This is a genomic window from Pseudoalteromonas sp. UCD-33C (genome assembly GCF_001306895.1).
Classification (GTDB): domain Bacteria; phylum Pseudomonadota; class Gammaproteobacteria; order Enterobacterales; family Alteromonadaceae; genus Pseudoalteromonas.
In genome coordinates this window covers 302,462-322,099 of sequence record NZ_LJTB01000003.1, presented here as the reverse complement: position 1 = coordinate 322,099, position 19,638 = coordinate 302,462, and the positions used below count along the sequence as shown (strand labels likewise).

The following is a 19,638-nucleotide window of genomic DNA, read 5'->3' as shown; positions in this document are numbered from 1 at the left end:
CTGAGATACAAAAAAGCCACTCAGTGAGTGGCTTTTCGGATGTTATTGAGTAATAAACTGGCTGGGAATATCCCATTTGAGGGTATGCAGTTGGCCTTGCCAAGTTTGGATGGTGATCCACAGTTTATCATCTGCTGAGATGGATTTAGGAGCTATCGCATGGGCGTGCTGACCATGATTGGTGCCATGCATTATGCCTTCTTCATCTTTAGCAAACTCCGTTAGTGCTAAAGGTGCTTGGCCAATATTTAAATACGCCTGACGAACATTGCTTATGTCACCTTGATTAAAGGCGATAAAGAAATCTTTCACATACTCATTGTGGTGTGAGTACGGGGCATCTTCATTTAGCGGCATCGGGGCGATTTTAAATTCGCCCGCTTGTTGCTCTTGCCAAAGTGCAGGAAACTGAGGGTTTAATGACTGATAAATAAACCATACAGGTAAAGCCAGTACCACAGCATGTAAAACATACTTTTTACGTTGCCACCAAGTTGCTTGTAAACGAGCCATTAGTTTGCCTCCTGAACGTTATTCACTGGCGCTGATTGGCGCGCTTTTACAGGTTTGTTATTTACTAATTTTGCGGCATACATCATAAAACCAGTGATCGACATACCACTTAAAATTAAACCAAAGATAAACCAGATAACCTTTGTCCACAGACCGCCAATGTTACCGTAATGCAGCGGATCGGCGATATGTGAAAGGGTGAGTAATCCCGACATGGTTTCTGGGCTTTTACTTGCTGCAATTTCACCTGTCCAAGGATTGATTGAAGTTGAGTAAGCGTAGTTATCGTAGAAAATAGTATCGCCACTGCCCATGATATTAAACATGCCGCGGTTATGCTCTGGCAGCATCACATAACTAGGTTTGAAATCTGGGAATTTCTCTTTGGTAATAGCCAGTGCCGCTTTTAAGTCGGTTGGCGGTGTTTGTTTATCCGCAGGTAAAGTTGACACTGCCACGAGCGGTGCGTGCTCTTCAATGTCTATTTCGTTATGCCACATGATGGCTTGCACTAAATACCACAGACCTGTGAGTGCCATTACTACCATAAACCAAATTGACCAAACACCACTTAGGGTATGTAAATCTTTTAGAAAGGTTTTTTTACCTTGGTTAAAACGTAGTTTTGGCTGACTAAATGCACGCCAAAAGTTTTTATAAATCACTAAACCAGTTACTAGTGCACCTAAAATAACAAAGGCCATGGCGCTGACGAGGTAGTAACCTATGCTGTAACCTTCTTGCCAAGGGAAGAATAACCAGCCGTGTAGGGTACGCATAAATTCAATGAATGAGATAGTGTCATTAACCGCTTGTACTTCGCCGGTGTATTGATTGACATAAGCCACAGCATAAGGTTTGTCGGTATCAGTGAAAATAACCGCATTAACCAAGTAAGGCTCATAAGTAAGCACGCTCATTACATCGGCAGTCGGGTAGGCTTTTTCAACGCTATTAATAACTTGATCAACACCAAGTGCAGGTAAATCATTTGGGTTGTTTGCGCGTGCCTCACTGTTGGTGAGCCAGGTAAGCTCATGGCTTATCACAGACACAGTGCCTGTGACACAGATAAAGCAAAATAGCACCCATACAGGGAGTGAAAACCAACCATGTAGTTGGAACCAAAGACGTTTACTCATGGTAAAAATAGCCCGACGTTAATTGATGATAGTAATTGTTATCATTTAAATTGTACTACAATCTTTTGAACAAACACAATCTCTGTCGACGAGCTGCAAAAAAGGCGCTTTAAGCGCCTTTATCATTAGTTTGATTGAGGGTAACAATTCGTTGTGGGAAAGGAATTTCGATATCCGCTCCTTGAATTGCTTTAAATACATTGCGGTTCACCGCTAATTTGGTCTCAATAATTTTGGTGGTTGGCACCCAAAAGCGATAGCTCAAGGTAACACCGCTCTCAGCAAAGCGCTCAATACCGACTTGTGCATGAGGAGAGTCACTAACTAGCTCATGCTCGTCTAACACTTTTTCGATAAGCTCAATAGCGAGGTCTGCATTGGCATCATAAGCGATGTCTATTTCACCTTTAACTAATGAATAGCTAAACGAATTATGTAAAATCTCACCAACAATATGTTTGTTAGGAATGGTGATTTCGACTTTTTCTTCGTTAATCAAAATTGTGTGACCAAGCTCAATGGTTTTAACTTGCCCACTCACGCCTTTTACTTCAATAGTATCGCCAACAACAAATGGCCTTGTTGCAATGATGGCAAGGCCCGCACCATAGTTTGAAAGCATGCCTTGCATTGCTAAACCAGCACCTAAAGATGCAGCACCAATGGCAGCGACAAATGGGGTCACGCTAATGCCAATTTTGCCAAGGGCAATAACCAAGAACATAATGATCAGCAATACTTTGATGACATTACTGACAAAGTTGGTGAGGGTAATATCGATATTGTGACGCTGCATGAGTCCAGCAACCATATTCGATACTTTTTGCGCAATCCATAAACCAATAAATAGAATTAAGATGGCACCTAAAATTTGCATACTGTAGGTGACCAAATATTCCATGATCAGATTGTAGTATTTTTCGACTTGCTGTATTTCTGAGTCAATCATGTGTTTTCCTAACAAGGTTACTGCGAATTCTGACTATACCAGAACATGCTGAATAACAGGATAAAGTATCGGCACTATTATCGCGCTGAGTAGCGCACTTAATGCCATCGCCACAGAGGCAAAGGCACCTGCTTTTGGCTGATCACTAATCAGTGATGCTGTGCCAATGGCATGGCAAGCGGTACCAATGGCAACACCTTTTGCTTGGGCGTTGCGGATATTTATCAGCGAGAAAATCAAATTACCAAATATAGCCCCAAGTACGCCAATAAAAATCACCATGGCTGCCGCCAAAGAAGGAATCCCCCCCAGTGACTCAGTTACTAATAAGGTGATGGGTGTTGTTACAGATAAACTTGCTAGGGATGCGCTTAGCTGAGCAGGGGCAGCAAAAAAATAACATATTAGCGAGGCGACCAAGGTGGCATTGATCACCCCTAAGCTACAACTTATGAGGATTAGCAGTAGGTTCTTTTTTACGTGGATAAATTGCTGATAAAGCGGTAAAGCCAATGCCACAATGGCAGGCTCAAGCAACCAGCTTAAAACTTTACTGTGCTCGGCAAAAGGCTCATAAGGGAGCTTAAATGCCACTAACAACGCTGCAGTTAACACAATTGCCCAGCACACAGGATTACTAAGCGCTTTGGCAGTGGCATGCTGGGTTTTCGCGTTTAAAAACCGCAGTACTAAGAAAAGCGCAATAATGCACGGAACGCAGAGCCACCATAAACTAACTGTCATTTTCGCGGCCCTTAAAATAAGCGATAACAGCGCCTATGAGTAAAACACTGGTCAGTGGCACGACAATAAAAATAGTTAGTAATAAAGTCCAGTTCTGCGAAATTAAACCTAGGTGCTCAATAATGCCAACCCCTGCAGGGATGAAGAACAACGGCATATAATTAAGTAAAGGGCTGGCTGTTGGTTTTAAATGTTGTTCTTTAACGAGGCCCGTTAACAGTAGCACGAGAAGTAACACCATACCGAGTAATGGGGCAGGGAAAGAGCTTTCAAGCAAAGCCGTTAAAAACTTTGCAACGGCTAAGCAGGTAAGAATAATGACACTACTGATAAGGTATTTCATAAGTCAGGATAATTGCGAATAAAGTACAACTACATCATACCCTTGTCAGTTGTACTATGCGACTTTAGCTTACCATGATTTGGCATTATTAAATTGAATATCCTCTGCACCTTTCGCCTTTGCAATCGCCTTTTTAGTATTAGGGTTCATCAGTAAGCGAATTTGACTCCAGGTTTCTTTAGCGAGAATTTTACGCTGCTGTGAACGGTAGCTTTGCTGAGTAATTCGTTTAATTGCTGCCAGAGTATCTGGTGAGCGCGCTAGTAGGGTTTCTAGTACAGCATCGGTTTGTTTATCAACGTCATCAGTGAGCTGTGTAACTAAACCATACTCCTTAGCATCTTCAGCAGAGATTGGCCCTGCATGACTTGCTAACCAAAGTGCTTGATCACGCTTCATTAAACCTGCAAGCACCACGTTAGCTCCCATATCAGGGCATAAGCCCCAACGAGCTTCCATGATCGCTAATTTAGCGTTTTTATCGACGATGCGGTAATCAGCACCGAGTGCGATTTGCATACCGCCACCAAAGCAGTGTCCGGTTACTTTCGCAATCACCGGAATACTTAAGTCTTGCCAACCTAGTACAACTTTTTGCGCTAAGTTTTGGTTTCCTGGTAACCACTTGAATAAAAGCTTGATGATATTGCTTGGCTTTTTCATCACCGCAGCAACATCCAATCCAGAGCAAAAGTGTTCGCCTTCACCAGAAATAACCACCGCACGTAAACTGCGATCACGTTTAATTTTTTTGATTACGTTTGAAAGCTCGACAAACATGGCAAAACTGAGTGCATTTTGTTTCTCGGGACGAGCAAGGCTAACCCATGCGACTTGTTGTTTTATTTCTAGTTTTATCATGGTAACTCCTCTGACCTGTTTGCTAGAGCTTACGAGTTAATTACAACTAAGTAAAGAATTGCTGATGTGTCGCAAGTAATCATTATATTTTCCAAAAATGGGTAACCTTGTCATATATTTAGTTACAAATTGGTGTATATTTTTAAAACAAAGATGCTAGTTCATCGCTAGTTTGATTTTGTGATTAGTTAGATACTTTCGCAAAATCCCATGACACGACTAGACTTAGCTTTAAGTCGCGCAACAAGGAGTAAATATATGCTGATGCGCAAAACAGCTCGCATAACTAAACAATCATCTCGTTCTTTGGCTTTTGCTGCAATTTCTGTAGCATTAACAACTACATTGGTTGGCTGCTCAGATGATAAAGCACAACAACAAGCTACGCCGCCACCGGCCGTATCAGTATTTAATGTCGTCACACAAGAAGTTGGTAATTACCGAGAGTTTGTCGCGCGTACTGAAGCATTCCAAGAGGTTGCTATTAGAGCCCGAGTTGAGGGTGAACTAATTGAACGTCACTTTAATGAAGGTTCATCGGTCGAAAAAGATCAGCTTTTACTGCGTATTGACCCATCAGAGTACCGCTCTACTGTGGCAGAAGTTGAAGCTGACTTAAAAAGTAAAGTTGCCGCAGCGGGCGCCGCTGAACGTGATTTAAAACGCGGCAAAGATGTGGCCGCGCAAGGTTTTATTTCACAATCAGACCTCGATAAACTAACCACTAATTTTGAGCAAACCACCGCAGCTGTTAAAGCCGCAGAAGCTGAACTTGAAAAAGCAAAACTTAATCTAAGTTATACCGAAATTCGTGCGCCGTTTGCAGGGCGTATTGGTAAAGTGAACTATGATGTGGGGAATATTGTTGGGCCATCATCCAATGAGCTTGCGGAGCTGACCGATGTAGACCCAATTTATGTAAGTTTTCAGGTTGAAGAAGCAGACTACATCTCTTATCGCCAAAATCATCAAGCACCGTCAGATAAAGACCCTCGCGATGTGCCAATCGATTTAACTTTACGCTTACCGAATAATTCGACCTTCCCTGATAAAGGCGAACTTGATTTTGCTGATACCAAAATTAACCGCAACACAGGCACGGTTGAGCTAAGAGCCGCTTTTGATAACCCAGATGGCATTGTCATGCCGGGCTTATTTGTCACCTTGATCGTTGAAAGCACCAATAAACAAGACTTGGCACTCATTCCTCAAGTAGCGGTACAAGAAAACCAGCAAGGTAAGTTTGTGCTCGTTGTTGATAACGAAAACAAAGTGGCTATGCGGATTGTTAAACTTGGTCGTCGTATTAATGCAATGTGGGTTGTTGAGTCAGGCTTAGAGGCTGGTGAAAAAGTCATTATTGAAGGTTTACAAAAAGTTCGCCAAGGCGCTGAAGTGAAAGCTGTTGAAAAAAATGTCGATGAAACAACCGGCACTATTTCTAGCAAAGCTAACTCTTAGGAGTGAGATATGATCAGTAAAACTTTTATATCTCGCCCAAAATTTGCCTTGGTAATTTCGATTGTTATTACCATTGCGGGTTTAATTTCAATGGCCTTGCTGCCTGTGAATATGTATCCGCAAATAACCCCTCCGCAGGTACAAATTAGTGCTAGTTACCCAGGTGCAAGTGCGCAAATTGTCGAAGAGTCGGTGATCCGGCCCATAGAAGAGCAGGTTAATGGTGTTGAAGATATGATGTATATCGAATCAACATCGTCGAATAACGGCACGGCCAACATAACTGTGTATTTTAAGGTCGGCACAGATACAGATATTGCCCAAGTTAACGTACAAAACCGTGTGGCACTTGCAGAAGCAGGCTTACCTGAAGAGGTTAAGCGCCAAGGTGTGTCGGTTAAGAAAAAATCGAGCTCGATGCTACTTGGTATCAACTTGTACTCTAACCAAGAAAATATCGACGCTATTTTCTTAAGTAACTATGCAACTAACTATTTAACCGAGCCACTTGGCAGAATAAATGGAGTTGCATCTGCTGAGGTAATGGGTGAACAAACCTATTCAATGCGTTTGTGGTTACGCCCAGATCGAATGGCGTCACTGGGTTTAACTGTGTCAGAAGTTCAAGCTGCGCTGCAAGAGCAAAATACTATCGTAGCAGCAGGTAAACTGGGGGCTGCCCCCTCTGCACCGAGCCAGCAATTTGAATATTCGATTCAGGCAAAAGGGCGTTTAAAAACCCCTGAAGAGTTTGGGCAAACCATCATTCGCTCAAGTAAAGATGGTAACTTCGTGCGCTTAAACGATATTGCCCGTATTGAATTAGGTGCGGCAAGCTACAGCACAACAGCAAAGTTAAACCAGCAAGACACTGCATTCTTAGTTATTTATCAGCTAACAGAAGCGAATGCGACACAAGTGGCTACCGATGTAAAAGCACGTATGGCTGAGCTTGCTAAACAGCTACCTGATGGTGTTGAGTACTCAATTCCTTATGACACTACAGAGTTCATCAATCGCTCGATTGACGAAGTAGTTGTAACCCTTGTTCAAGCGGTTGGCTTAGTTATTTTAGTGGTGTTTTTATTCTTACAAAATTGGCGCGCTACGCTCATTCCAACGGTGGCTATTCCGGTATCCTTGGTGGGGACTTTCGCGTTTATGATGATGATGGACTACTCCATCAACTTAATCACCTTGTTTGGTTTAGTGCTTGCAATAGGTATCGTGGTAGATGATGCCATTATCGTTATTGAAAACGTTGAACGAATACTTAAAGAAGAAAAGCTGCCAATTAAAGAAGCGGTTACCAAAGCGATGGAGCAGGTATCGGGGCCGATAGTGGCAACGACCTTAGTTTTGCTTGCGGTGTTTGTGCCAGTAGGCTTTATGCCGGGAATAACCGGGGAGCTTTATAAACAGTTCTCGGTGACGATTTCTTTTGCAGTACTCATTTCATCTTTAAATGCACTGACATTAAGCCCTGCTTTGTGTGCTTTATTGTTAAGTGAAAAAGCCATGAAGCCGATTAAATGGCTAGCACCATTCGAGAACATTATTACTCGTTCAACTAATGGTTACAGTAAAGTTATTAACTTTATCCTCAAACGTACAGCAAGAATGGCATTGTTTGCAGTGGTTATTTTTGCTGCTGCAGGTTGGTTGGTAAAAACGGTGCCTACAGGCTTTGTACCAGCAGAAGACCAAGGCTTTCTTTTTGTTGATGTGCAATTACCAGATGCCGCAGCTAGCGGTCGTACCCAAGATGTAATGCATAAGCTGGGCGACATTGTAAAAAATGAACCAGCGGCAACCGACTTTATTGCGGTGTCTGGTTTTTCATTACTCGGTGGTGCGGGGTCTAATAATGCGCTTGGTATCGTAGTACTGAAAGACTGGGAAGAGCGAACTAGCCCTGATCTTGGTTTACGAGCGGTACTAACGCGCTTAATGGGGCAGTTCTGGGCGATGCCTGATGCGCAAATCATGGCCTTTAACCCGCCTGCAATTCCGGGGCTTGGTAACAGTGCTGGCTTTGAGTTTAGGTTACAAGATAGTGAAGGGCGCGAGCCTGCAGAGCTTGCTCAAGTTTTAAATGGCTTAATTTATGAAGCGAACCAGCGCCCAGAGCTATCAAATGTTTACAGTACATTTAGAGCCAATGTGCCGCAGTATTTTCTTGAAATTGACCGTAATAAGGCAAAAGCTCAAGGGGTCGCGCTTAGCGATATTTTCTTAACTTTACAGGCGCAACTGGGCTCATTATACATTAATGACTTTAACCAGTTCAGTCGTACTTACCGTGTCATCATGCAGGCGGAAAGCCGTTTTCGTCAAAACCCCGCAGACTTACAGCACTACTACGTGCGTAATGATGAAGGAGCAATGGTGCCGCTCACTACATTGGCTAAACTTGAGCCAATTCTTGGCCCTACAAGTTTAACGCACTTTAACTTATACCGAAGTGCAAGCATTAGCGGACAACCTGCGGCGGGTTATGCTAGTGGTGATGCTATTAAAGCAATGCAAGAGTTGGCTGAGCAATTACCAACAGGCTATGTGTACGAGTGGGCTGGGCAGTCTAAACAAGAGATTGAAGCGGGTAACATGGCGCCAATCTTGTTTGGCTTAGCGGTAGTATTTGTGTATCTATTCTTAGTAGCGCAATACGAAAGTTGGACAATTCCGTTTTCGGTCATTGCAGCGGTACCGCTGGCGTTATTTGGTGCCATGCTTGCGCTGTATGTAATTGGTATGGAAAACAACATCTATGCACAGGTTGGTTTAGTGCTACTGATTGGCTTGTCCACCAAAACCGCCATTTTGATTGTTGAGTTTGCTATGGAAGAGCGCGCGGCAGGCAAAAGTATTTTTGAAGCGGCTCTTAACGCGGCAAGATTACGCTTTAGAGCGGTGTTGATGACGGCACTGTCGTTTGTACTTGGCGTATTGCCGTTGGTGTTTGCAAGTGGCGCAGGGGCAGGTAGCCGAATATCGCTCGGTATTACCGTGTTATTCGGGATGTTAGCTGCAACCATTTTTGGTACCTTGCTTGTTCCTCTATTTTATACGCTCGTGCAATCAATGCGCGAAAAAATAAAAGGCACAGCAAGTGCTGAGTAAAATCTGTTATTAATTACAAAAAAGTCAGGGCAACCTGGCTTTTTTTTTGGTAAAACTCAAAAGAGGTTTGTTATCATAACCAGATTCAAAGCGACACACATGTGCAGAGGTTTAAGGAATGGCTGGTCCACGCTTATACAGTGAAGAAGAAGTAACTCATCAGGCTTATGATATCTTTTTAGAATTAGCGCCTGATAATTTAAGCGAGCAAGATATTGTTGATTTTAACGAGCACAGAGAAGAGCTTGGCTTTATTGAAGAAGGTGAGCCTGACGAGCAGTGGCAAGATTTTGTTGCACTCGAAATTGAACCTGAGCTATTTGTACAAGTCTTAGTAGGACTAGAATTCGACAATCAAGATATCTTGTTTGCGAAAATTTTAATTAGCCGAGACAAAGATGCACCGTTTTGCCACATTCTTTGGAAAGATAGCGAATAACTCTCCAGCCGATGTTTGACTCTACTTTTAGTTGTTTTAATTCAATAAAACGAATTATTTTGCCCGCCCTGCTAGTTTGCAGTTGGCAGGCTTTTGCTGTTGATCCGTTTGAAGACTTCCATGAGTACGGCCAATTATCAGAAGAAGAAATCCATAAAATTCATAAAGGCGAGTTGCTGTACGGAGATATGGAGTTTGGTTTTATGGTAAGCCGTGGCAATACCAACTCAACCAGCTTCAAACTTAAAGGTAACCTATACCAAGATTTCGAAAAGTGGCGTAACCAATTTAAGCTCGATACTTTATACAAACGTGACCGTAATGAAGAAACTGGTGATGAAGAAGTCTCTGCTGACCGTATTTTTGTATCGGGCCAAGGTAACTATAAGCTAAATGTGAAAAATGAGTCATTTTTCATATATGGTGACTATGAGCGAGATAAGTTTAGTGGTCTTGAGTTTAAGAGCACCATAGCGACTGGTTACGGTAACCGCATTTACCAAGGCAGCAAGAATAAAGTCGATATCGATGTGGGCCCTGGTTTATACCGCTCGGTGGCTGATCAAGAGACTGCAACAGAAGAAGATGAAACAAAAACAGGTTATCTGCTTCGTTTAGCGCTGCAGTGGGAGCGTACGGTCTCTGCTCGTACTCGCTTTAATCAAGATGTCAGTTATGAACAATCATTGTCAGGGTTAAACTCGCGTTTAAAGTCAGAAACATCCCTGATCAGCAAAATTATGGGTGATGTATCACTCAAATTTACTTACATGTATCGCTATAACTCAAAACCAGAGGAAGATAAGCTCAAGTACGATTCTGAGCTGAGTGCAACCTTTGTTTATAGCTTTTAAGAGAATACTTCAGAATGTATCAACATAAACAGTACGCTATTTTTATTTTTGTTATCTTAGGCTGGATTGGCGCCTTCATTGCCTTAGCTTGGAACTTAATTGGTGCAGATATTCCTCTTATGGTGTTTAGCGCTATCTTAGTGCTGGTGGCCTTTTTGTTTCATGGCTTAACGATTAAGGTGAGCGATAAAACAGTAAGCTGGGCATTCGGTCCGGGTGTATTTGGTAAAACAGTGACTTTTGATGAGATTGAATCAGTTCGAGCGGTAAGTAATTCATTTCGCCATGGTATTGGTCTGCGTATCACGCATGATGGCTGGGTTTACAGTGTATCTGGATTTAGTGCTGTTGAATTGGCAATGAAAGATGGCACGCACTATCGCTTAGGGACAAATGACCAAGAAGGCTTACTTGCTGCGCTTAGAGAGCATATTGCAGAACCTGTGACAGACGCTTCTGTGGATACAGAAGAAGTAGTCGAATAAGAACACAGCAGATATAAGAAAAGCGCCAATGGCGCTTTTTTTATAGTAATGGTTTAGTGGCTGTGACCACAACCACCTTCACCGTGCACATGACCATGTGCTAATTCTTCTTCAGTTGCATCGCGTACTTCAAGTACTTCAACATCAAAATGAAGGGTAATACCTGAAAGAGGGTGGTTACCATCTACAATAACGTCTTCGTCTTGAATTTCAATGATCATTACTGATTGGTCGCCAGCGTCTGTCGTAGCGCGGAACTGCATACCAACTTCAATTTCCATACCTTCAAACATTGATTTTGGCACTGCTTGCATTAGGTCATCGTGACGCTCACCATAGCCTTGCTCTGGCTCAACTGTTACGCTGAATGTGTCGCCCGCTTCTTTACCTAATAGCGCATTTTCGAGGCCTGGAATTAAGAAACCCGTGCCAACGATAAACACTAGTGGCTCGCCATCGAAAGAGTTGTCGATGGTGTTTTTGTTATTATCCAATACTGAATAATGCATTTTTACCACTTTGTTTGCTGCTACGATCATAGTCATTCCTATTTATTCATCTTCGAGAGAGTAAGGCAGAGCTTGAATAGATAACTCTACCTGAGGGAGGTGTTTTGCTCGCAAAATTTGGCCTGCTTCATTGTCGTTAGGAAGCACAACCAGACCCATTAAGGTTTGCGTTTGTTGATTAAAACTTTGGCTAATAAGCTTGCCAGCACGGCGCCAGTTTTCGCCCATTTGTGTTTCGAGTTCAAGCTCGTCAAGTAAGCCTTCAGCTTTGCCCGAAACTATATACATAGCACGTTTATTTTTGCCTAGGTATTTCATACGAGCGACGGTTTCTTGCCCTGTGTAGCAGCCTTTTCTGAAACTGATACCACCAAGCGCTTGCAAGTTAACCATTTGCGGTACGTATTCGCCAATAGCGTCGCTGTTTAATGACGGCTCGCCTGCGGCAATAGCTGCCTGTTGCCATAACGCGTCATCATCAAGAGCTGTGACGTTATCAGGTAAGCTAAATTCTTCGTTGACCATAAGCAAGACACGGTTATCTGCAAGCTTTAACGCTTTACCGCCAGCAAAGTCGACTGCGCTGTGCTCGTCGTCAAAATTAATTGCTAAGGTTTCTAGAGTCGCTGTTAGGTCATCACCTAGTAAGCCAATTAGCGGTTTTTCAGATTGCTGAATTTCTACTTGCGAAAATACCGCATATTTTTTTAACTCGACTAGCGATTGCTCTACCTCAGGTTTTGAGCCCGCAAGGTAATAGCTATCAAGGTGTGAAAACAACCTAAACACACCCCAAAGCTTGCCTTTTGCATTACAGTGGCCAGCCCAAAGGAAGTTATCATCAGTTAATTTGTTGATATCTTGCGTAATTTGTCCGTGAAGGTAAGACAACTTATCTTTGCCAGTTAGGCTGATAAGTGAATAAGATAAAGGACATGCGTAAACAGTCGACATAAAAACCTTCTTTACGATATGAATGAGCGCTAATGATAACTTAGTTAGGGTAGCAATTTAAATAGCTGTTTATTCGATAGCAATTTGGTAAACTGCAGACAAATAAGTACGAGGTTTAAAATGACTGAAATTCACAGTAAAGAACGTATTCGTTGGGCATGCCGTCGCGGTATGTTAGAACTAGATGTTTTATTTATGCCATTCGTTGAAGAAGCGTTTGACTCACTATCAAAAGAACAGCAAGCCGTTTTTCAACGCTTACTTGAGTGCGATGATCCTGATTTATTCGCCTGGTTCATGGGTCATGAAGAGTGTAAAGACCCAGAGCTTAACGGTATGGTCGCGTTAATTTTAGACCGAGTTCGTGTATAGATTTACCGTTACAAATAACACCCCAGACCACAAACCCTTTGTGGTCTTTTTTTGCTTAACAGCCATCATATTATGCTTTGTTTACCAGCATGTTTTCGCTCAACTTTTGGCTTGTTTAGCGTGCTTTTTCTTAGCCATTCTTAGTTTTAAAAAAGTCCAGCAAGCACAGCCTGAAAAGGGTTTTATAATTTTAGAGCAAGCAGAGCTCAGGTTTGTTAACGACAAACTTAAAATTCAAGGCCAGATAACAGCTAAAAGTTATGTGTTTGCTAATTTTGTAGTGCTGAGGCTGGTTGGGTTTTATCAATCACACTGGCTGATTATAAGCTCAGCCAGTGTTGATAAAGAAAGTTTCTCGCGTTTAAAGCGTGCGATTATTGCAGTGCAGCAACCGACTTAGGGGTTAAAATTGTTGGTGTTGGATTTTCGTTTTGCTCTGGGTAATCAATCGTGTAATGAAGACCACGACTTTCTTTACGCTCAAGGGCGCTGCGAATAATAAGCTCTGCAACCTGTACTAGGTTTCGAAGTTCTAATAAGTTATTTGTAACTCTAAAGTTGGCGTAATAGTCGTGAATCTCTTGCTGCAGTAATTCAACGCGGTGAAGCGCACGTTCTAAACGTTTTGTTGAGCGTACAATACCCACGTAATCCCACATAAATAACCTTAGTTCATGCCAGTTGTGGGTAATAACGATTTCTTCGTCTGAGTTAGTTACGCGACTTTCATCCCAAAGTGGTAAGGCTTCAAGGGCAGGGCTTGCATCGATTTTGCTCAGAATATCTTTCGCGGCAGCATGGGCAAACACGATACATTCAAGTAACGAATTACTCGCCATACGATTAGCACCATGTAAACCTGTGTAAGCTACTTCGCCAACCGCGTATAAGTTATCTAAATCTGTACGGCCATTAAAGTCGGTCATAACACCGCCACAGGTATAGTGTGCAGCAGGCACCACAGGAATGGCTTCTTTGGTAATGTCGAGGCCAACACTTAAGCATTTTGCGTAGATAGTTGGGAAGTGTTCAATGATAAAGTCTTTGTCTTTGTGACTAATATCAAGGTACACACAGTTCGCACCAAGGCGTTTCATTTCAAAATCGATAGCACGAGCAACAATATCGCGAGGGGCAAGCTCTTCGCGCTCATCAAAGTCTTTCATAAAGCGAGTGCCATCAGGGCGTTTTAAATACGCACCTTCACCGCGCATTGCTTCGGTGATCAAAAAGTTTTGCAGCTCTGGGTGGTACAAACTTGTTGGATGGAATTGGTTAAACTCCATATTGGCAACACGGCACCCTGCACGCCATGCCATTGCTATACCATCACCACTCGATACATCAGGGTTAGAAGTATATAAGTACACTTTACTTGCGCCGCCTGTTGCCAGTGATACGAATTTAGCTGCAATGGTTTCAACTTTTTTATCAACACAATTCCAGACGTATAAGCCGTGAACATGCTTGCCTTTTTTGGCTAAGCTTTTATCTGTAATTAAATCAATGGCATTGTAGTTTTCTAACAGAGTGATGTTAGGGTGTGCTTGTACTTGGCTAATTAAGGTTGTTTGCACTGCTCGGCCAGTTGCATCGGCAGCATGTAAAATACGACGATGACTATGACCACCTTCGCGAGTTAAATGAAAACGCTCTTTACCTTTTGAATCGAATTCCATATCAAAAGGTACGCCTTGCTCAATAAGCCACTTTAAACATTTTTTAGCATTGCTTGCTGTGTAGTGAACCGCATCACGGTCACATAATCCGCCGCCTGCATCGAGTGTATCTTCAACATGAGATTCAATACTGTCATTCTTTTTATCAAATACTGCTGCAATACCACCTTGAGCATATAAGGTAGAACCTTCAGTTAATGCGCCTTTACTAAGTACCGTCACCTTACAGTAATTAGCAAGCGATAAAGCAAGAGAAAGGCCAGCGGCGCCGCTGCCAATGATAGCGACATCAGTAATGTGATGTTTATTTTGGTTCATGTCTGTGGTCTTTGCGGTTACAATGCTCGGCTAGTAGTGCCAAAAGTTTGAGCAAATAAATTTTTATGTGGTATACGTATATGTACCATATTTGCTTTAACACTATTAGTCATTTTAATACGTTATACCAATCTTATTAGTTTTATCGTCACATAAACAGTTTATTGTTAGCTGTTTTTAATTGTGAATTCAATTTAGATAACCGTTGATTTTTAAGCAGTTATTGAGGTTGTCGTGTAATAAGATTGGTATGACTCAATTTATTTGCGTGCTATTTTATAAAAAAATCATTTTAAACTGAACTTTTATATTCATGGTGCAGTCAGAGTTTGTGTAAACAATGGCGAGTATATGAATAGCAAGCAAGAATCAAACAGAGGAGTACCGGCTCGAATGAGCGAGCAGGATTTGGATTTAGCGCTAGTTAAAAGGGTCCAGCAAGGAGATAAAAACGCCTTCAACCTATTAGTTAGAAAATATCAGAATAAAATTGCAGGTTTGATTTCACGTTATGTATCGAACCAAGGTGATGTTGCTGATGTCGCACAAGAAGCTTTTATTAAAGCTTACCGTGCTTTACCTAACTTTAGAGGTGATAGCGCCTTTTATACTTGGTTGTACCGTATCGCCGTAAATTGTGCTAAAAATTACTTAGTTGCGCAGGGCCGTAAGCCCCCAGCTAACGATGTTGATGCCGAAGAAGCAGAATTTTATGACAGTGCAGATGCAATGCGTTCAAACGCATCGCCAGAAAACCTGTTATTAAGTGACGAAGTACGTGCTGTAATTTTTAATACGATTGATAGTTTGCCTGAAGATCTTAAAACCGCGATTACCCTTCGTGAAATTGAAGGTATGAGCTATGAAGAAATAGCCGTGGTTATGGATTGCCCTGTGGGAACGGTGCGTTCACGTATTTTCCGTGCCCGTGAGGCGATTGATAATAAATTGAATCCATTAATAGGTGAGTCTTAGTATGACAAAAGCAGACGTTAACAAGTTGGATAATGAGCAGTTGTCCGCGTTACTTGACGGCGAGCAGCAGTTAACTGATCAAGCGATCACAAACGACGATGTATCTACATTTGGTCGTTACGCAATGATTGGTGATGTAATGCGTGCTGAGGCAAATAATAACGCTTTTAATTTTGACATTGCAGATGCAGTGGCAGAATCACTTGAGCAAGAACCTGTTTACGCAGATTTCGCGAATAAAACAACGGCACCAAAAAGCGAAGAAATCGTGGCGGCAACAGGCACAGATAACGTGGTAGCATTTAATTGGCGTCGTCCATTTGCCCAAGTGGCTATTGCTGCTAGTGTTGCTATGTTTGCGATTGTGGGCGTACAAACATTGCCACAAAACACCGAGTCACCGCAAAGTGACATTCCAACATTACAAACAGTACCGTTAACGGGTATGGCTTCTCCTGTAAGTTACTCATCTGAGCAGCCTGCATTAGAAAATGCAGAGCAAGGTTTACGTGAGTTACAACAGCAGCGTATTGGCGCATTAGTTCTTGAGCACCAACGTCAAGCACGTGTTGCATATTCGCTAGAAAAATCGCAAACTGCAGAAAATGCAGACGAGGAAAAAAACTAATTAAATGAAAGTTTTTACTTTTATTTTGTCGCTGGTATTAACGGCTCCTGCCATTGCCAGCGACGAAAATCCCGCCAAGACTTTATTAAATGATATGGCTACGGCCGTTCATACTCGCAACTTTGACGCATCATTTGTGGTTGTAAAAGGCCAAGCTATGGAACCCTATCGCTGGTTACATGCAAAACAAGGTGATATTGAACTTGAGCATCTAAGTTTACTCAACGGCGCTGGCCTAGAAATGGTGCGCGTTGACGATCAAGTTACCTATTTTGAGCCTCATTCAGAGCCTTATTCAGTTAAAACAGACTCTATCGCTGGGCCAATTCCTGAAGTACTTTTTAAAGATATTAACCGACTAAGCGCTCATTATGATTTTGTGCTTGGCGGAAAAGGCCGTATTGCAGGGCGCTCAGCACAGTTAGTGCGTATTGAATCAAAAGATGAATACAAATATAACTATTGGATTTGGTTAGATACTGAGTCATCGTTGTTACTTAAATCTGCCTATGTGAATCACAAAGGTGAGATGCTTGAGCAGTTACAGTTAACTCATATCAGCGTAACAGAACAGCCAGCGCCTATGTTAGTTGAAATGCAAAATCGTGACTTTCCTGCGGTGTTGGCGACTAACGATTTAGCCAATAATGAAGACAGCGCAGCGAATGATTGGAAAATTGGTTGGTTGCCAGATGGCTTTAAATTATTAAAGTCAGATCGTCATAAACTTGACTTAAACAATGAACTTGCTGACTATTATTTATATTCAGATGGGTTTGTTGAAGTGTCTGTTTTTATTCAAAGACCTTTACCGGGTAAGCGCGCAAGCGGTGCTTTAACGTCAGGCGCAACGACTGTGTATGTACACAATGGTGGTAGCTTTGATGTATCGGTTGTTGGTAATATCCCTGCTATGACAGCCAAAGCTATAGCTGAGTCGGTAGCGCGACCTCTTTAAATCATGATTGAACAAACACTCACTGTCGTGTCGGTAAAAGGCACGACAGCGAATTTAGAAGCAGAGCAAAAGCAAGCCTGTGCCGGCTGTAATGGTCGTTGTGGTTCGCAAGTTTTTGCAAAGCTGTTTGGAACAGCTAAAAAAACCTTTCCTTATACCTTCGAAAAAGAGCTCCAAGTAGGGCAAAAAGTAACATTAGCACTCGATGATAGTCACTTAGTTAAACACGCTATGGCTGTTTACATGCTACCCCTTTTGTTTAGCTTAGGGTTTGCTTTGATCGCATTTTCGGCTTTTTCGCTTACAGAAGGCTGGCAAATTTTAGCCGCCGTGATTGGTGGCATAACGGGCTATGCGATAGCAAAATCAAGGGTTAAGAGCCTTAAGCATGATATTAAAGTAATAAAAATTCACCCAATTACTATTCCTTTCACTCAAATAGATGGTGATTAAAGCCAATTAAATGTAAAATTGTCGCTTTATACACTTAGTCCATTTTATATAGAAGTTTAGAATCCAGTTTATGAAGCATATCCGTAATTTTTCGATCATCGCCCATATTGACCATGGTAAATCGACTCTCTCTGACCGTCTTATCCAAGTTTGTGGTGGTTTAACAGACCGTGAAATGCAGCAGCAGGTGTTAGACTCAATGGACATTGAGCGTGAGCGTGGTATCACCATCAAAGCGCAAAGTGTAACGCTAAATTATAAAGCTAAAGACGGCGAAACATATCAGTTAAACTTTATCGACACGCCAGGACACGTTGACTTCACATACGAAGTATCACGTTCACTTGCAGCCTGTGAAGGTGCACTTTTAGTTGTTGATGCGGGTCAAGGTGTTGAAGCTCAAACTTTAGCTAACTGCTACACAGCAATCGAAATGGACTTAGAAGTTATTCCAGTTCTAAATAAAATCGACTTACCACAAGCCGATCCACTTCGTGTAGCAGAAGAAATTGAAGACATCATTGGTATCGATGCCCTTGATGCTGTGCAATGTAGTGCTAAAACCGGTATTGGTATTGAAGAAGTACTCGAAATCATTGTTAAAGATATTCCGCCACCAGAAGGTGACAAAGATGAGCCACTACAGGCGCTTATCATTGACTCATGGTTTGACCCATACCAAGGCGTTGTATCATTAGTACGTATTAAGCACGGTGAATTGCGCGCGGGCGATAAAATTAAGATCATGTCGAATGATCAAGTTCACATCGCAGATAAAGTAGGTATTTTCACGCCAAAACAAACCAACACGGGTATCTTAAAAACCGGTGAAGTAGGCTTTGTTATTGCGGGTATTAAAGAAATCCATGGTGCACCTGTAGGTGATACCATCACTTTACAACGTAATTCTGCTCCAGAGCGTTTACCAGGCTTCCAACGCATTAAACCGCAGGTTTATGCTGGTATGTTCCCAATTTCATCAGATGACTATGAATCATTCCGTGATGCGCTTGATAAATTAAGCTTGAACGATGCGTCGTTATTCTTCGAGCCAGAAAACTCAACAGCACTAGGTTTTGGTTTCCGTTGTGGCTTCTTAGGTATGCTACACATGGAAATCATTCAAGAGCGTCTTGAGCGTGAATACGACATTGACCTTATTACTACTGCGCCAACAGTAATCTACGAAGTAGAGACTAAAGACGGAACTAAACAGATAGATAACCCGTCTGACTTACCGCCGGTGAATAATATTCTTGAAATCCGTGAGCCAATTGTTGAAGCTAACATATTAGTTCCGCAAGAGTTTTTAGGTAACGTAATTACGCTTTGTGTTGAAAAGCGTGGTATGCAAACTAAAATGAGCTACCATGGTAAGCAAGTTGCGGTGACGTACGAATTACCGATGGCTGAAGTAGTCATGGACTTCTTTGATAAGTTAAAATCAACAAGCCGTGGTTTTGCATCGCTTGATTATAACTTTAAGCATTTCCAAGCTTCAGACATGGTACGTGTTGACGTATTAATTAATGGTGAGCGTGTTGATGCGTTAGCGATTATTGTACACCGCGATATTGCACAATCACGTGGTCGTCAGTTAGCCGAAGCACTGAAAGACTTAATTCCACGTCAGCAGTTTGATATTGCGATTCAAGCAGCGATTGGTCAGCATGTTATTGCCCGTACAACAGTTAAGCAATTACGTAAAAACGTAATCGCGAAATGTTACGGTGGTGACGTGAGCCGTAAGAAGAAACTACTACAAAAACAAAAAGAAGGTAAAAAGCGAATGAAGCAACTAGGTAACGTTGAAGTACCTCAAGATGCATTCTTAGCTATCCTTAAAGTTGGTAAATAATTAGAAGTAAATAAAGGAAT

21 protein-coding genes are annotated in these 19,638 nt (G+C 42.1%); 12 read left to right on the top strand and 9 right to left on the bottom strand.

Annotated elements, in window-relative coordinates:
* Positions 1-42: 42 nt before the first annotated feature.
* The 6 genes from AOG26_RS09600 to AOG26_RS09575 all read right to left on the bottom strand — a co-directional run bounded on the left by AOG26_RS09600 (position 43) and on the right by AOG26_RS09575 (position 4,552).
* Positions 43-513: a hypothetical protein gene (locus AOG26_RS09600; RefSeq protein ID WP_054562267.1), complete on the bottom strand. Its 471-nt coding sequence runs from the start codon at positions 511-513 to the stop codon at positions 43-45.
* Complete coding sequence (locus AOG26_RS09595) at positions 513-1,664, bottom strand: PepSY-associated TM helix domain-containing protein (protein ID WP_152966950.1); 1,152 nt, start codon at positions 1,662-1,664, stop codon at positions 513-515. The genes AOG26_RS09600 and AOG26_RS09595 overlap by 1 nt, the downstream gene beginning before the upstream one ends.
* A 100-nt stretch (positions 1,665-1,764) precedes the next feature.
* The gene (locus AOG26_RS09590; protein ID WP_054562265.1) at positions 1,765-2,604 is read right to left on the bottom strand and encodes a mechanosensitive ion channel family protein; all 840 of its coding nucleotides are present in this window, start codon (positions 2,602-2,604) and stop codon (positions 1,765-1,767) included.
* A 33-nt stretch (positions 2,605-2,637) separates the two neighbouring features.
* Positions 2,638-3,348 carry an LrgB family protein gene (locus AOG26_RS09585; RefSeq protein ID WP_054562264.1) on the bottom strand — a complete coding sequence of 237 codons (711 nt, stop codon included), beginning with the start codon at positions 3,346-3,348 and terminating at the stop codon, positions 2,638-2,640.
* On the bottom strand, positions 3,338-3,691 hold the full coding sequence (locus tag AOG26_RS09580) for a CidA/LrgA family protein (protein ID WP_054562263.1): 354 nt from the start codon (positions 3,689-3,691) through the stop codon (positions 3,338-3,340). The genes AOG26_RS09585 and AOG26_RS09580 overlap by 11 nt, the downstream gene beginning before the upstream one ends.
* Positions 3,692-3,760: 69 nt before the next feature.
* On the bottom strand, positions 3,761-4,552 hold the full coding sequence (locus AOG26_RS09575; protein ID WP_054562262.1) for a crotonase/enoyl-CoA hydratase family protein: 792 nt from the start codon (positions 4,550-4,552) through the stop codon (positions 3,761-3,763).
* A 258-nt stretch (positions 4,553-4,810) separates the two neighbouring features.
* On the opposite strand from AOG26_RS09575, the gene AOG26_RS09570 reads away from it, so the two are divergent.
* From AOG26_RS09570 to AOG26_RS09550, 5 genes are all read left to right on the top strand, one after another.
* Positions 4,811-6,013 carry an efflux RND transporter periplasmic adaptor subunit gene (locus AOG26_RS09570; protein WP_235575478.1) on the top strand — a complete coding sequence of 401 codons (1,203 nt, stop codon included), beginning with the start codon at positions 4,811-4,813 and terminating at the stop codon, positions 6,011-6,013.
* Positions 6,014-6,022: 9 nt separating this feature from the next.
* Positions 6,023-9,136: an efflux RND transporter permease subunit gene (locus tag AOG26_RS09565; RefSeq protein WP_054562261.1), complete on the top strand. Its 3,114-nt coding sequence runs from the start codon at positions 6,023-6,025 to the stop codon at positions 9,134-9,136.
* A 118-nt stretch (positions 9,137-9,254) separates the two neighbouring features.
* On the top strand, positions 9,255-9,575 hold the full coding sequence (locus AOG26_RS09560; protein WP_054562260.1) for an HI1450 family dsDNA-mimic protein: 321 nt from the start codon (positions 9,255-9,257) through the stop codon (positions 9,573-9,575).
* Positions 9,576-9,634: 59 nt separating this feature from the next.
* Positions 9,635-10,429 (top strand): DUF481 domain-containing protein, encoded by a 795-nt coding sequence (locus AOG26_RS09555; RefSeq protein WP_370316364.1) that lies wholly within the window; start codon positions 9,635-9,637, stop codon positions 10,427-10,429.
* Positions 10,430-10,443: 14 nt separating this feature from the next.
* Positions 10,444-10,914 (top strand): hypothetical protein, encoded by a 471-nt coding sequence (locus AOG26_RS09550; protein WP_054562259.1) that lies wholly within the window; start codon positions 10,444-10,446, stop codon positions 10,912-10,914.
* 53 nt (positions 10,915-10,967) lie between these two features.
* Here the strand turns inward: AOG26_RS09550 and AOG26_RS09545 are convergent, their stop codons facing one another.
* Together AOG26_RS09545 and ygfZ are read right to left on the bottom strand one after the other, a co-directional pair.
* Positions 10,968-11,453: an FKBP-type peptidyl-prolyl cis-trans isomerase gene (locus AOG26_RS09545; RefSeq protein ID WP_054554327.1), complete on the bottom strand. Its 486-nt coding sequence runs from the start codon at positions 11,451-11,453 to the stop codon at positions 10,968-10,970.
* 12 nt (positions 11,454-11,465) lie between these two features.
* On the bottom strand, positions 11,466-12,377 hold the full coding sequence (gene ygfZ, locus AOG26_RS09540) for a tRNA-modifying protein YgfZ (protein WP_054562258.1): 912 nt from the start codon (positions 12,375-12,377) through the stop codon (positions 11,466-11,468).
* 120 nt (positions 12,378-12,497) lie between these two features.
* Here ygfZ and AOG26_RS09535 point away from each other — a divergent pair, with 120 nt between their 5' ends.
* Entirely contained in the window at positions 12,498-12,749 is a 252-nt protein-coding gene (locus tag AOG26_RS09535) for an FAD assembly factor SdhE (RefSeq protein WP_054562257.1), read from the top strand.
* Positions 12,742-13,149, top strand: coding sequence for a protein YgfX (locus AOG26_RS21080; protein WP_054562256.1), 408 nt, complete (start codon positions 12,742-12,744; stop codon positions 13,147-13,149). The genes AOG26_RS09535 and AOG26_RS21080 overlap by 8 nt, the downstream gene beginning before the upstream one ends.
* Here the strand turns inward: AOG26_RS21080 and nadB are convergent.
* Positions 13,124-14,746 carry an L-aspartate oxidase gene (gene nadB, locus AOG26_RS09525; protein ID WP_054562255.1) on the bottom strand — a complete coding sequence of 541 codons (1,623 nt, stop codon included), beginning with the start codon at positions 14,744-14,746 and terminating at the stop codon, positions 13,124-13,126. The genes AOG26_RS21080 and nadB overlap by 26 nt on opposite strands.
* Positions 14,747-15,139: 393 nt before the next feature.
* Here nadB and rpoE point away from each other — a divergent pair, with 393 nt between their 5' ends.
* The 5 genes from rpoE (at position 15,140) to lepA (ending at position 19,618) form a co-directional block, all read left to right on the top strand.
* Positions 15,140-15,721, top strand: a complete 582-nt coding sequence (gene rpoE / locus AOG26_RS09520) for an RNA polymerase sigma factor RpoE (RefSeq protein ID WP_036969086.1) — start codon at positions 15,140-15,142, stop codon at positions 15,719-15,721.
* A 1-nt stretch (position 15,722) separates the two neighbouring features.
* On the top strand, positions 15,723-16,349 hold the full coding sequence (locus AOG26_RS09515) for a sigma-E factor negative regulatory protein (protein WP_054562254.1): 627 nt from the start codon (positions 15,723-15,725) through the stop codon (positions 16,347-16,349).
* A 4-nt stretch (positions 16,350-16,353) separates the two neighbouring features.
* Positions 16,354-17,307: a MucB/RseB C-terminal domain-containing protein gene (locus tag AOG26_RS09510; RefSeq protein WP_054562253.1), complete on the top strand. Its 954-nt coding sequence runs from the start codon at positions 16,354-16,356 to the stop codon at positions 17,305-17,307.
* A gap of 3 nt (positions 17,308-17,310) precedes the next feature.
* Positions 17,311-17,760, top strand: a complete 450-nt coding sequence (locus AOG26_RS09505) for a SoxR reducing system RseC family protein (protein ID WP_054562252.1) — start codon at positions 17,311-17,313, stop codon at positions 17,758-17,760.
* Positions 17,761-17,830: 70 nt separating this feature from the next.
* Positions 17,831-19,618, top strand: coding sequence for a translation elongation factor 4 (gene lepA, locus AOG26_RS09500; RefSeq protein ID WP_054562251.1), 1,788 nt, complete (start codon positions 17,831-17,833; stop codon positions 19,616-19,618).
* Positions 19,619-19,638 lie beyond the last annotated feature (20 nt).